Annotated in this window: 15 protein-coding genes; 5 read left to right on the forward strand and 10 right to left on the reverse strand. The window is 42.9% G+C overall.

What is annotated here, in order from left to right; genetic code table 11:
* Positions 1-104 precede the first annotated feature (104 nt).
* Complete coding sequence (locus ACP69X_RS00820; protein WP_041088406.1) at positions 105-605, forward strand: phosphatidylglycerophosphatase A family protein; 501 nt, start codon at positions 105-107, stop codon at positions 603-605.
* A 39-nt stretch (positions 606-644) separates the two neighbouring features.
* Here ACP69X_RS00820 and ACP69X_RS00825 read toward each other — a convergent pair whose 3' ends face one another.
* The 3 genes from ACP69X_RS00825 to ACP69X_RS00835 are packed head-to-tail and all read right to left on the reverse strand — an operon-like array spanning position 645 to position 2,166.
* Complete coding sequence (locus ACP69X_RS00825; RefSeq protein ID WP_117616636.1) at positions 645-1,418, reverse strand: TIGR01457 family HAD-type hydrolase; 774 nt, start codon at positions 1,416-1,418, stop codon at positions 645-647.
* A gap of 18 nt (positions 1,419-1,436) precedes the next feature.
* Complete coding sequence (locus tag ACP69X_RS00830) at positions 1,437-1,871, reverse strand: DUF86 domain-containing protein (RefSeq protein WP_041088402.1); 435 nt, start codon at positions 1,869-1,871, stop codon at positions 1,437-1,439.
* Positions 1,872-1,890: 19 nt separating this feature from the next.
* Positions 1,891-2,166, reverse strand: a complete 276-nt coding sequence (locus ACP69X_RS00835) for a YutD family protein (protein ID WP_039181199.1) — start codon at positions 2,164-2,166, stop codon at positions 1,891-1,893.
* 120 nt (positions 2,167-2,286) lie between these two features.
* On the opposite strand from ACP69X_RS00835, the gene ACP69X_RS00840 reads away from it, so the two are divergent.
* On the forward strand, positions 2,287-2,922 hold the full coding sequence (locus ACP69X_RS00840; protein ID WP_034659879.1) for a YhcN/YlaJ family sporulation lipoprotein: 636 nt from the start codon (positions 2,287-2,289) through the stop codon (positions 2,920-2,922).
* A 39-nt stretch (positions 2,923-2,961) separates the two neighbouring features.
* Here ACP69X_RS00840 and lipA read toward each other — a convergent pair whose 3' ends face one another.
* Positions 2,962-3,858 carry a lipoyl synthase gene (gene lipA / locus ACP69X_RS00845; RefSeq protein ID WP_008360456.1) on the reverse strand — a complete coding sequence of 299 codons (897 nt, stop codon included), beginning with the start codon at positions 3,856-3,858 and terminating at the stop codon, positions 2,962-2,964.
* A gap of 326 nt (positions 3,859-4,184) precedes the next feature.
* On the opposite strand from lipA, the gene ACP69X_RS00850 reads away from it, so the two are divergent.
* On the forward strand, positions 4,185-5,132 hold the full coding sequence (locus ACP69X_RS00850) for a M23 family metallopeptidase (protein WP_241768940.1): 948 nt from the start codon (positions 4,185-4,187) through the stop codon (positions 5,130-5,132).
* A 27-nt stretch (positions 5,133-5,159) separates the two neighbouring features.
* On the opposite strand, the gene yunB is transcribed toward ACP69X_RS00850, so the two are convergent.
* The 4 genes from yunB to ACP69X_RS00870 form a co-directional block, all read right to left on the reverse strand.
* Positions 5,160-5,930 (reverse strand): sporulation protein YunB, encoded by a 771-nt coding sequence (yunB, locus tag ACP69X_RS00855; RefSeq protein WP_024423371.1) that lies wholly within the window; start codon positions 5,928-5,930, stop codon positions 5,160-5,162.
* Positions 5,931-5,999: 69 nt separating this feature from the next.
* On the reverse strand, positions 6,000-6,305 hold the full coding sequence (locus tag ACP69X_RS00860) for a YunC family protein (RefSeq protein WP_041088397.1): 306 nt from the start codon (positions 6,303-6,305) through the stop codon (positions 6,000-6,002).
* Between the two features lie 67 nt (positions 6,306-6,372).
* A complete protein-coding gene (locus tag ACP69X_RS00865; protein ID WP_041088395.1) occupies positions 6,373-7,746 on the reverse strand; it encodes a bifunctional metallophosphatase/5'-nucleotidase in 1,374 nt (457 codons plus the stop codon).
* A 57-nt stretch (positions 7,747-7,803) separates the two neighbouring features.
* A complete protein-coding gene (locus ACP69X_RS00870; RefSeq protein ID WP_041088393.1) occupies positions 7,804-8,655 on the reverse strand; it encodes a DUF72 domain-containing protein in 852 nt (283 codons plus the stop codon).
* 305 nt (positions 8,656-8,960) lie between these two features.
* Between ACP69X_RS00870 and ACP69X_RS00875 the strand changes: the two genes are divergently transcribed.
* Entirely contained in the window at positions 8,961-10,130 is a 1,170-nt protein-coding gene (locus tag ACP69X_RS00875) for a PucR family transcriptional regulator (protein WP_041088391.1), read from the forward strand.
* Positions 10,131-10,194: 64 nt separating this feature from the next.
* Positions 10,195-11,352 carry an oxalate decarboxylase family bicupin gene (locus ACP69X_RS00880; RefSeq protein WP_426052330.1) on the forward strand — a complete coding sequence of 386 codons (1,158 nt, stop codon included), beginning with the start codon at positions 10,195-10,197 and terminating at the stop codon, positions 11,350-11,352.
* Between the two features lie 267 nt (positions 11,353-11,619).
* Here ACP69X_RS00880 and ACP69X_RS00885 read toward each other — a convergent pair whose 3' ends face one another.
* Entirely contained in the window at positions 11,620-12,348 is a 729-nt protein-coding gene (locus tag ACP69X_RS00885; RefSeq protein ID WP_073979064.1) for an NPP1 family protein, read from the reverse strand.
* Between the two features lie 259 nt (positions 12,349-12,607).
* Entirely contained in the window at positions 12,608-13,807 is a 1,200-nt protein-coding gene (locus ACP69X_RS00890; RefSeq protein WP_041088385.1) for a tetracycline resistance MFS efflux pump, read from the reverse strand.
* Positions 13,808-13,839: the final 32 nt, after the last annotated feature.

The following is a 13,839-nucleotide window of genomic DNA, read 5'->3' on the forward strand; positions in this document are numbered from 1 at the left end:
TCTTATCATATCGTAGTCGCAGGTTAAGGGATTTATGAATACTATTTACTATCCGAAGCTTTTTACACATTGTGGACAAATTAAGAGGATTGGGTGAGGAATAAATGCCGCATCATCATGAGATGAACGAAGTAGAAAAAACAGCAAGACGTCGTTTACAAGAACGAGGCGTAACCATTCAAGATATAGCAGACCTTGTCTACTTTTTACAGGAAAAATATCATCCTGGCTTAGACATGACAGAGTGCCTCCACAATGTGGAGCGTGTCATCGCAAAACGTGAAGTCCAAAATGCGATTTTAACGGGCGTCGAACTAGACGTACTCGCCGAGCAAAAGAAGCTGACTGAGCCGCTTCAATCAATACTTGAAACGGACGAAAGCCTGTATGGCGTTGATGAAATTTTATCCTTTGCTATCGTCAATATTTATGGTTCGATCGGCTTTACGAATTACGGATATATCGATAAAGAAAAACCAGGAATTCTCGGGAAACTCAACGATAAATCCACAGGCGAATGCCACACCTTTTTAGATGACATCGTCGGCGCTATTGCTGCTGCCGCATCAAGCAGGCTGGCACATAGTGCGAGAAATGCAGAATAAAGAAAAAGAGGACGCGCGCGTAACGCTTGTCCTCTTTTTTTATGATAATCGTTTAATCCACTCGGATAATGAATCAATGACATAGGTTGGCTGCTTTTCATACTTCTGGAGCAGCTCTTTTGTTGTCACACCTGTATGGACGAGTAATGTGTCCATGCCTGCATTCATTCCTGCCATAATATCCGTATCATAGTTATCACCCACCATGAGCGTCTCAGACACATCTGTCCCAAGCACACGCATCGCTTGTTCCATAATAATTGATTCTGGCTTTCCGATAAATGTCGGCTGAACTGTTGTCGTCACGGTCAGTACAGATGTTAACGAGCCGTTCCCTGGCAAAAGCCCTCTTTCTGTTGGGATGGCAATATCTCCATTTGTTGAGACAAATTGTGCACCTTGACGAATAGCAATCGCACCTACTGCTAATTTTTCATATGTAATGCCCCGGTCAATTCCAACAACAACAAAATCTGCGTTTTCCTGACCAAACGTCAGCCCTTTTTCTTCAATGGCCTGCTTGATTCCTTCTTCACCGATCACGTAAACTGACGCATCTTTCTTTTGCTCAGCAATATAATTGGCCGTCGCCATACTTGTTGTAAAAACTTGTTCTTCTGTTGCTGGGATATCAAATGAAACGAGTTTTTCCGCTACCTGCTTTGGCGTTCGTGATGAGTTATTCGTGACAAATAAGTAAGGGATGTTCAACTCATTTAACTTTTGAACAAATCGACCTGCTTCTTCGATCTTTTCTGTTCCTTTATACATTGTACCGTCTAAATCAATTAAATAGCCTTTGTATTTCATGATGCTCACAACTCCAATGGTTTATTTAAACGCTGATACTGGGCCAAGCTCCTGCTCCAAGTAGGTTCGGATGCGGCTTGGAAAAACCTTTAGCGCCTGCTCTACTTCGCTGATCACCTGCAATAAGTCATGATGATCCACTTCCTGATATTGCTGCACAAGTGTTTTGCGGGATGAGACAAGCTTTTTCAGCTGACTGCCTTCTCCTTCTGGTACGACCTTTTCATCAACAAGGATATCCATGATGTCATCATAGCTTCCTGGGTCACGCATAATAAAGCCATCAATCATGTCATTTCCAGTATCAAGAATACATTCGACGAGCAAATGAACAATTCGTTCCAGCGCTTTTTTTTCTAGAGGACTTGTCCATGTTTGATGACTCTGCATCAACTCATATTGCTCCTCGAAAAAACGTAATGTCTCTTCAATCTTTTTTCTGTCTACGAAATACATTATGACGCTCCCCTTTGCGTTATTTTCTGATTCGTTTTAAGACAAAATAGGCACAGCCAAAATTACAGTATTCATAAATGTATTCATCGAGTGTGCTGATTTTAGTATCAAATGTGGCCTTTTGGTTTTGGTCATCAAAGAACCCTTTCAGCCTGAGCTGATTATAGCCCCAGTCCCCCACAATATAATCATACTTATTTAAAATATCTGAGTACCTTGCTTTAAACGCTTCTTCATTAAAGCCGTCTTTGATATCTCTTACAAGATCAAAGGTAGCATTCTGAATGACGATCATCTTCTCACCTCTTTTTAAACGATCCATCTTTAATGATAATTCATTGGAAGAACTCCATCAATTGCTAAAGCATGTTTTTTCCGTTTTAGCCGAAGCTAAAGGAAAAAGGAGGTCACATTTATGAAGAAACAACTGACAGCCGCGATTCTCCTCAGCATGCTTTTAGGCGGGTGCGGCTTTCAATCAGGTATGAACCGGCAAGTGGATGAAGATTCTTCAAGTAAAACCATCCGTCTGTCGGATCGTCATGAAGGAAATAATTCCAACATGCCAGAAGCAGACACAAACAGAGCAGGATATGTTCGTTATCAGCGCCAGCAAGTAACGGATCAGAAAGAAAGAACCCCTGCTTTAAATCGTGAGCATCTTGCCCACGTGATTACAAGTTTAACGGTGCAGCTGCCAAACATCAAAGATGCAGCCACACTTGTGACAGATGAGGATGCACTCATCGTGTATCGAACAGGAAACAAAAACCGTGATGAATCTGCCGATCAAGTAAAGAAAACGGCGGTTTCTGTTCTCCCTCGTTATTATCATGTATACGTCTCTGATAATCCAGAGCACTTTCAATCCATTGCCAATTTTTCACGTCTTCAAACCAATTCACGTGATTTTGACCAGATTTTAACCAAAACAATTCAGCAAATGAAGTATTCCCCTCAAGGTGGAGATATTTCAACGAAAGAAGATGCAAATGGGATGACGAATTCCGACCGTACGATGAGAAGAAACGCCCCTTATGGCCAAAATTAATATGAGAAAAAACGCCAGAGAGCTCTGGCGTTTTCTTTGTTATGCTTGCGCCTGACGCTTTTTAGACGCTTCGTTTACTTGTTCATCTGCATGGTAGGAAGAGCGCACAAGCGGTCCAGCTTCACAGTGGCTAAAGCCTTTTGACATCGCAATTTCCTTCAGCTCTGCAAACTCATCCGGATGGTAGTATTTTTGAACTTTCAAATGCTTTTTCGAAGGCTGTAGGTACTGACCAATCGCCATAATATCCACGTTATTGGCAAGAAGATCATCCATGACTTCAATGATTTCTTCCTTCGTTTCACCGAGTCCAATCATAATGCTTGATTTTGTTGGAATGTCAGGCTGCATTTCTTTTGCACGACGCAAGAATTCTAATGAACGATCATATGTAGCACGCGCACGAACTCTTGGCGTTAATCTGCGAACTGTTTCAATGTTGTGATTTAAAATGTCAGGACGAGTGTCCATTAACGTCTTCAAGTTATCATAATTACCGCCCATGTCGGAAGGGAGAACTTCAATGGTCGTAAATGGGCTTTTTCTTCTAATCGCACGAACGGTTTCAGCGAACACACCTGCTCCGCCATCCTTTTGATCATCCCTTGCAACCGCTGTGATGACAGCGTGCTTTAAGTTCATTAAGGCTACTGAATCTGCCACGCGTTCTGGCTCTTGCAGGTCAAGCTCAGTTGGAAGTCCAGTTTTCACCGCACAGAAACGGCATGCGCGCGTACAAACAGATCCAAGGATCATAAATGTAGCGGTTCTTCTCACTGCCCAGCATTCATGAATATTCGGACATTTTGCTTCCTCACAAACGGTATGCAGGTTGTTTTCCCGCATCATTTTCTTCAAACCGGTATAGTTTTCATTCGTATTCAGCTTAATTTTAAGCCAGTCCGGTTTTCTTACGTGCTCTTCCTTCTTTGCCAATTCCATCATCTCCATATGAATTCGTTAAAGGTGCATCTACAAAAATCTTCCTGCTATATACGATGGATGCAGCTAAGAAGCTGCAAAAAATTGAATCTTCGGCCTAAAGCCTTTTCTTTAGACACTTTAACATAGTACAGATTGAACAACAAGGGAATGAGCTGCAAAAATACCCAAAAGCCTCCTAAAAAAACAGAAGAAAATTACTAACATTTTCTTCTTATGAAATAGAGTGATCTAACCACACTAAACGGTAGAAGACGATGCTCGATGAAAGGAGATGGACGTTTGTGAAAGTGGTTTTAGCCATCATGATTGCTCTTTCAATGCTCCCTTTACCTGTTCATGCAGAAGGGACCGGCAAACAGCCAGATGAATTGAAGCAGAGAATGGCCCTATATGAAAAAGTCTCCATCATAACACAGGTTCCATGGTATGTACTTGCTGCAGTTGATCAGTATGAACACAATATTCGAAAAAGTAGAAGAGATTTACCGAAACAAAAAGGCGTCATTGGCATCTACATTCCCCGGGAAATGTGGATTGGACCAGAAAACCCAAATAAACAAGATACCTCTCCTTTAAGCATTAAAGTGTTTGACGGAATTGGTCTTGATGGGAATGGGGATGGCAAAGCGGACAGCGATGACGATGAGGATGTATTATTCACGTTTGCTCAATACTTGCTTCACTACGGCAGCAGCATTGAGCAATTAAAAATTGGCTTATGGGATTATTATGGACGGGACCAAACCGTTGGAATCATTTCATCTTTTATGAAGCTATATAAGCACTACGGCCATCTTGATCTTGGAAAGCATGCTTTTCCTCTTCCGGTTGGAGCTGACTACAGCTACCGAAGTACATGGGGAGATGCGAGAGGGTTTGGAGGAAGAAGAATTCATGAGGGAACCGATTTATTTGCCCATTATGGACTTCCCGTTCGTGCGACATCATATGGTGTAATTGAAATGAAAGGATGGAACCGCTTTGGCGGCTGGCGGATAGGCATTCGAGATATTCATAATCATTATCATTACTTCGCTCACTTAAATGGCTTTGCAAAAGGACTCAAGACCGGTCAAATTGTTGAACCTGGCCAGGTAATTGGATCTGTCGGAAGCTCCGGTTACGGGCCTCCTGGCACCGCAGGAAAGTTTCCGCCGCATCTTCACTATGGCATGTACAAAGACAATGGCAGAACCGAATGGTCATTTGATCCATACCCTCATTTGAGGGCGTGGGAAAGAGCTGAACGGAAACGAAAATCGTAAAAAAACAGCCCAATCATTGTTGGGCTGTTATTCCTTTTTCTTCTTTTTCTCTGGAAGAACAATTGATGGAGCCCCTGAGTTTGTTCCGCTGCCATTATAATAATCTGGTACGTCTCCTTGAACGGCTTGTATGGAGACAGGAACAGAGTTTTTAACTACGATTGTTTCAGAAGCAAATGGGATAATGACTCTTACCTTGACCTCGATCAGAACACTAATATCAATCAAGGCATTGTTGATACCATAAGGCTTAATGTTTTTTTCAACGTCCGTATGCGGATCACCAATCACACTAAAGCGTACAGGTACTTTTGGTCCGAGGTTGGCGATGAGTGCATTTCCGGATGCTTGCCCGAGCGGAATGTTATATATAATGCCGTCATGTCCATCTGTTTGATCCTTTAGCGCTTCTTTTGCCTCTTTTTGAAAGTTCCCCTTTTCAATGTCCTCTAAATTTTTCTGAAGATGACGCGACAGGTCAGCCATTGCTTTCGATGTTGCTTGCGCATTAAAATCGATGGTCGTCACTTTTCCGTTCTCACTTGTATTCATGACCACCATATCCTTCATATTCTCCTGATCGTCTGCAAAGTCTTGAACTGAATATTGTATGAGGTGATTGGCGATGCGCTCTGTTTCTAGTTCAGCAATGTGAATAAGGGTTGGTTTAATTGATCGGTTGATAAAAAATAAACTAATCACGGTTGAGAGCACAAAGAATAAGATCGCAAGCAGCATGACGTATCGGAATGGCAAAGGGCCCTTTTTATAGGGGCGATAACGGCGGTTCATTCTCAATAAAAAATCCCCCCTTCTCCATTACAAGTGTATGCAGACAGGCGGGGGGATAGGAATCATCTGTTCATTTTATTTCACCATTTTCAATAACGCGTCTCTTCCAATGGTTCCAGCTGAAATGCCTAGCGCTTCTGCGGCGTATGTCACAGATTCTAATGGGGCATCAAGCAATTGATCAATAGTTCTCACTCCAACTGCTCTCCCTGCGATAATGCCTCTATCTGCAAGCTTTTCATTCAAGAGCCCGACATCCAGTGCACCGCACATGATATACCCATGTTCATTTGTTACTGCCATGAAATTTGTCTTCGGCAGCTTGACGGTGACCGCTGTAAAGGAATGGCCATCAATTGTAATAGGTGTTAAATTCACCAAATCCCTTCACTCCTCTCATCACAATCTATGTGAAAAGAGCGCGCGTGTTGTTAGGCTGAAGCGGATTTCATGTTGCTTCCTTCAAGCGCCATGTCAGAACATCACGTAAAAATTCAGGCATAAAATATTCAATGTGTTCGTGATCACGGATATGAGGAAAAAGAGAGCCTAATGTATACATATCGACTGTGCCAACAGTATAGGAGGCGTCTTTTTTGATCAATTGACCATGTACAAAGACATCCTTCACCCGTTTGGCCTCGCCTTCTTCTAATGTATAGCTGAGGCCGCTATATAGCATTTTCCCCATCAGCTCACCTCTAAAGCCGAAGCCTTTGATGCGCAGCTGTTCCATTTTTTGTTCACAGCCCCGCTGAACCGTTTCGATGAGCTGTTGACCGGTAAGCGTCACCCGAATGGGATTAATGGGATGCGGACATATCCGGTGGATTTCTTCTCTTGTGACGATCCCTGCCTCTAATGAATCAAGCACCATACCTGCATTCATCATGCCAATATCCGCTCCGCACCAATCTTTAATGGCATCTGTTAAGAGCTGCGGTAGCGGAGATTCGTCGAACCACTTCGTTTCTAGCTTCGTCTCAATTATTGTTACTTTTTCCTGCATCAGTGCTTTTGCTCTTCTCTCCGCCTGCTGTAAGGTGGTGATGGCTTCATCTGATTCACTGATAAGCTGATCCACTGACTGCACTGTCGCTTTTTTCTCTATCAGCTCTTTGCGCGCTGTATCGATTGTCAGCTCGACACAGCCAATATAATGCCCATACTTTTCAGCGCATGCAAGAAGCACCCCATTGTCCATTTCACCTTGTTCTAACAGATGATGCGTGTGCGAGCCTAGGATGATGTCGATTTCAGGGAAGTCACGGGCGACCTCTCGATCATGGATAATACCGAGATGGGATAAGAGCACAATGACATCTGCCTGTCCCTTCACTTCCTGCAGCATGTCCCGTATGCTGTCAAACGGATCAGTAATGTTCCAGCCCAGCTTTTCATAAACAGGTGTATACGCAATGGTCACGCCTAAGAGACAGAGCTTCAGTCCGTTTTCCATTGTGATCATATGATAGGGCTTTGCCCATGATGGCCTTTTGCCTTTCTCAAATAGATTAGACAGGACCACAGGAAATTGTGCATTCTCATACAAGTGATCAAGCTGATCATGAGGCAGCGTAATGCCTTCATTATTCCCGATCGTGACTCCATCATAGCCAAGCTGATTGAGGAGCTTGACGTTTACCTTTCCATAATCAGCTTCGGATACGAGGTTTACTCGATCCATATGGTCGCCAATATCAAACAAGAGCATCTGATCGTGAACTTGACGCTTTTCTTCAATATAAGCTGCAATTTTTGGCCAGTTCTCAAAGTGGCTGTGCAAGTCGTTTGTATGATATAACCATAGCTTCTGCAGCATGTTGATCTCTCCCTCAAGTTGTCACTGACCGTCTCATTCAGGTTTGTCAGCTCTCGGTTAACTAAATAAATCTAACTGCTTCGGAGACAGGCTTGAATACGTGATATCCAGCAAATCAATCATCTGCTGTCCATTTGCCGCTGCATCTCCGCCGGAGTTATTATTAAACACGACATAGACATCTTTCGATTGCTGATGCAGGATGTCGAGATTCTTTTTCCACTCTTTTAATTCAGCTTCATTATATAAATATAAGTATCTCACTTCACGCCAATTCTCATGGTCTGCCGGGTGAAGCCAGCCCTGTTTATTCCTTCCGTGAAATCGGACCAATGTTTTATCACGGTGTGTAGCTTGTATGACTGGCGGAATGGAGCCTTCTCCTACTTGCGGTTCATCACAGACGGAATGAATCCATCCTTCCTTTTCCATAAAGGACAAAGTCTGCTCATAAAATTCCTCTGAAAACCATGTACGGTTTCGGAATTCGAGAGCACAAGGAATATCACCCATCCTCTCCTTACACCATCTTAAATAATGGACGTGCTCTTTTTTGCAATCAAACCAAGGTGGAAATTGGAAGAGCACCATGGCCAGTTTCCCTTCACGAATGAGCGGAGTCAGCGAAAGAATAAATGCATCAAACATGTCCTCCTTCGAAGCAAACGGAATCTCACCCCTTTGATGTCCAGTCATTCCTTGGTATGCTTTCACAACAAATTGAAAGTCATCCGGAGTATCCTTTATCCACTTTTCATGATTACGCTCAGGCTGAACCGCATAAAAGCTGGCATCTAGTTCCACAATGGGAAACGTTGATGCGTAGTGAAACAGCTTTTGCGCGCTGCCAATTTTCGGCGGATAAAGACTGTCATGATCTCCCCAGCCAGTTAATCCGATATAAATCATGTTTCTCACCTCTTGCCACTCTCATGTATAAACGGCTTCCTCACATCAAAGCCTTTGTTCCTTGTGATACCCATATTTCTGAAAGAAATTCTTCTGTCTACAACATATCATATTTGCTCGTAATTCTGAATGAAGATGACTGGCGGCACGTGATTTTGTCCTGACGCTCTGTTTTTTTGTCATATTAATTAACAACTTTCTATCTAAAATGATTTTAGCTGATAACATAAAATGCATATCAGAGATGTTGACAGCAATTGTCCATTTTTTTATTCATCTTCACCAATAAAGGAGATTGAGTGGATATGAACATAGCCGATAACCAGTTTGACATATTACAAAAAATGGCCAGAAATATTCACAAGCCCGTTTATTTATTTAACCAGCATGGACGTATTCTCTATACCTCGCACCCCATGATGACGAGCCCAGAATGGATGCACATTCTCCCCTTTTTTCAAAGTAGGACAACTCATTCTTTTTCGATGATACATGCAAAACAAACCTTTTCCATCTTTCCGATCGATTTAAACGAACAAACATGCGATTATCTGGTCATCCTTTCTTTCATTCACCCGCAGAATAAAGCATTGCATGGGATGATTGCAAATGCAGTGAACGAAATGTCGATTGCGCGCATGAGACAATATGCCGCCCTGCAAACGGCCAAGCGTGCTAGAAATGAGGGTTTTCGCAGATGGATAGAGAGGGCGTCGTTTTCCCAGCAAGATCATTTACATTTCGCTCAGGCGTTTGGATTAAAGGCCGAATGCCGCTATCTATGTATGATCTGTCAACTTGATCAGCGCAGTGATACCACATGTTTTATGAAGCAGCAAATGGTTTTAGATCATGTGATTGATCTGCTCGAAAGTGCACTCCTAAGCTGCCCATTTCCTGCCTTTCTGTTTGTCAAAGGTGATATGGGTGTTGTATTGATGGAGGAGACTGGCAGTTGGCCGGAGGTTAGCGGCAGTCTCATCTCTTTTTTAAAACAGTTGCAGAAGCTTGTTAAACTGCAAGTGAATCACACCATTTCTTTTGGGGTGAGTTTGACAGCCTGCCTAATCCCCCATCTGTCTGAGGGCTACAATGAAGCATTAGAGGCTCTTCAAACCGGATATCTCTCATCGCGGACTGAATATATTCAATTTTATCAGACGAAGGATGTACCAGATTTACTAAGGCTCATTCCAAGAAAGGATATGATCACGTTTCACCAGCTGCACCTACACCCGTTATCTGAACCATCACAAGTCGATCAAAGTCTTCTTCACACCTTGTCTGTCTATTTAGAAACCCATTGCCACATTTCAGAAACAGCCAAACGATTGTCTATTCATCGCAACACGGTCATTTATCGCCTTGAGAAGTGTGAAGAATTGCTTCGAATCAGCTTAAAAGATCCTGATGCAACATTGCGGCTGCGCTTAGCCTTCCGTATTCAAAGGTTTCTCACATCCCATCCTGATTGAATTTTTTCTTCCGAAGCTTCATATAGTTTGGAAGAGAAAAATGAGTCTCAAGGAGGGATGACAAATGGATGATGAGCTCCGTCACATCCCGCAGCCCATTCGAAAGGATGGCGCGGGTGCCACCGACTTAGGCCCGCGTGATGTCCTTCGAGATATAGAGAACCCAGATATGCTCGTTCCCCCTAAAACCGATGCCGGAACAATTCCTAATTTAAAATTTTCATTTTCTGATACACACATGCATTTGAATCACGGCGGCTGGTCGAGGGAAATTACGAAGCGGGAGCTGCCTGTTTCAACAACGATTGCAGGTGTCAACATGCGGCTCACAGGCGGAGGTGTTCGTGAGCTTCATTGGCATAAACAGGCGGAATGGGCGTATATGATTTTAGGCAAAGCCCGCATCACATCTGTAGATGCAGAAGGGCGAAATATGATCGCTGATATAGAAGAAGGCGATTTGTGGTATTTTCCACCTGGTATCCCGCACTCCATCCAAGGACTTGAGGATGGATGTGAGTTCCTTCTTGTATTTGATGATGGCGATTTTTCTGAATTTGATACATTCACGATCACAGACTGGTTTGCCCATACACCAAAAGAGATTCTATCCGCCAATTTTGGTGTTCCTAAGAAATTGTTTGACCGTATTCCGAATAAGCAGCGCTATATGTTTCAAGGCTCACCGCCGGCATCTTTAGAAAGCCAAACGGTATCTGATCCATACGGGAGCATTAAGCCGCCATTTACGCACCAGCTTCTTCGTCAAAAGCCGCTAACGACCTCAGGCGGAACCGTCCGCATTGTCGACTCACAGAATTTCCCGATTTCAAAAACGATTGCGGCTGCACTTGTCGAAGTAAAACCTGGCGGCATGAGAGAAATGCACTGGCACCCTAATAATGATGAGTGGCAATACTATTTAACCGGTACGGCCAAAATGACGGTCTTTGGAGCAGGAGGTACTGCCCGCACCTTTAATTACAGAGCAGGTGATGTTGGATATGTTCCTTTTGGTATGGGGCATTACATCCAAAATATCGGCCAAACGAGCCTTTGGTTTTTAGAAATTTTTAAAAGTGACCGGTTTGCAGATATTTCGTTGAATCAGTGGATGGCTTTAACCCCGCCTCAATTAGTGAAAGAGCATTTACACGTAGATGATGCGATGATTCGTGCGCTTCATAAAGAAAAATCACCTGTCGTGAAAAATGAGAGATGATGCGATTTTGTTTATAAAAAAACCGATCATTTTTTAGATGATCGGTTCAGATTGTTGACAAAGTGCTAAAATGATCTTGATTTTAGCACTTTGTCTTCTTTTCAGCGTGATAGAAAACCTTTGCAGTCTAGGAAGGACGGCTACCTTTGCGGAGCGAATTTGACATTCGTGAGCATCGGAGCCTAGACCTGACAAAGAATGCGAGGGTTTGTCTACACGCTGGACCGATCATTTTTTAGATGATCGATTTTTTATCATGGTTAACCCTTATCGATACCACGCTTTTGCTAAATTGTTTTTAAAATTACTATCTTTGAAAGGTACGTTTGCACTTCCAAAGTCTGTTGTATTCAATGCATGTCTTGCTGCCGGCGTTAGATCATCCCAGCCAATTAAAGGCTGCATTCCTTTCCCGCTCACATTGCCGCTTACATCCAGCTCGTGGTTCAATGGCCAGTTGCTATCATAACCAACCAAAGGATTTGTTCCTAAAATACTTGCGGCACTCGGTGCTGCTTTCTTATATTGACCATGACCTGAGTAAGCAATCGATTGAACACGCGGGTTGGCTACAGCTGGGTTGTCAATCCAAACGACAATGGATTCCCAGTCATGACGATGACCAAAGCCCGGTGAAGGATTATCTTTTGGGAAATACCAAGCATACATAATCGCCCAGCTGCCATTGTACCAATCTGAACGTGAATATACTTGACCGATATTACTGCTGCATCCCCCATTATGTGAACCGCTCGTTTTTAACCCCCTGCTTGTGTTTCCAGCAGCATCTACAGCTGGGAATGGTACACATCCATGCCATACTTTCAAATAAGGCTGAAATTTTTTCGCCGCTTTTTGTGTAACAGTTGTTGGATTGACTTCTCTAAAACCAACTACCTTGTCATGATCAATTTCTGCCGCATGAACTGCTGATGGCACCGCTGTACTAAACATGGTGACGATAAAAAATATAACAAAAAACATAAACTTCTTCATTTCCTATCCCCTTTTTTCTTGATTATCTCAGTTACCTCATGCTGTCGAGATTGATGTTAACATTGCAGAAAAAACCAATCAATCAATTTTTACACAAAATGTATATTCTCAAAGACCTAAATAGATGGATTCTTTCTCAGTAAAAGGTTTAAATATTGATAAACTATACTATTCATTTACATAAACTATAAAACATCTACTATTTTTAATTGGAATTTTTCTAAATGCATTTCATTCAATAAAAAAGATTGTAGATCAACTACAATCTTCCTTGCGCTGCATAAGCATGCTGCACTTTTTTCCCCCACACGATGGATGCAGCGAAACTTACGCAAAGCACCAGTGTTCCAAACATAAAAGGAAACTCAATATTCACATCAAATAATATACCCGCAAGACTCGGTCCGACGATGTTGGCAAGGCTCATAAAGGATGTATTGAGGCCGCCTGCTACCCCTTGCTGATTGCCTGCCATCTTGGACAGCAATGTATTGAGCGCTGGACGGACAAATGACGTAGCCGATAAAAATAAAATCGAACCTGTAAAAATCAACCAAAAGGACGGCGCAAAACGACAGGCGATCAGCATGAAAGCCGCACCTAACAGCGCATAACGCACGACTCTCATCTCCCCAAATCGTTTCACACAGGCATTCACTAACGCACCTTGGACAAGGACTCCAGCAAGACCCGCAACCGTAATCACAAAGGCAATATCCTTCGGTGAAAATCCGTGTTTTTGGTCTACATATAAGCCAAAAATCGATTCAAAATGAATGATTCCGAAATTGAGGACAAAGGCCAATATAAACAAAAAGCCGTACGATGTCCTTAGGGCCTCGATCATTTGCACAAAAGGATTGAAATGAATATTCTTGTTGAGCCGCGCCTCTTCCTGCTTTTCCTTTGTTAATGTTTCAGGTAAGAAAAGGATGGATAACAAAGTAGAAAGAGCAGCAAAGGAACCGGCAATGAGAAATGGAAAAGCGATCCCGTACTCAACCAAATAACCGCCTACGCCCGGCCCAATGACAAAACCTAGTGTCATCGCTGCACTGAATAGACCCATTCCTTTCCCTCGGTCCTTTTCACTTGTGATATCAGCGATGTATGCAAACATGGCCGGCATGAGTAAAGCCCCGGCAGCACCGCCTAAAAATCGAGACACAAACAGCATCCAAAGCTGATCAGCAAAAGCAAAAATAAACTGAGCAATCGTAAAACCCGCAATCCCAGCAATGATCAATTTTCTTCGTCCAAATCGATCGGTCAGTGCCCCGGCAACCGGCGATAACGCAAATTGTGTAAAACCTGTTGCAGCGACAAGAAAACCGAGTGTTTTTCCTGTTGCGCCAAAGGCTTCGATGTAACTCGGCATAACAGGTACAATGAGGCCAAAGCCAAGCATGGCAATAAAAATATTGAGCATCAAAATGTATAATCTGCCCATCTTCTTCATACAAAAAACCTCTTTCTGCAAAATAAAAAAAT

It is taken from the genome of Bacillus sp. DC4300-2b2 (assembly GCF_049895685.1).
GTDB lineage: Bacteria > Bacillota > Bacilli > Bacillales > Bacillaceae > Bacillus > Bacillus safensis.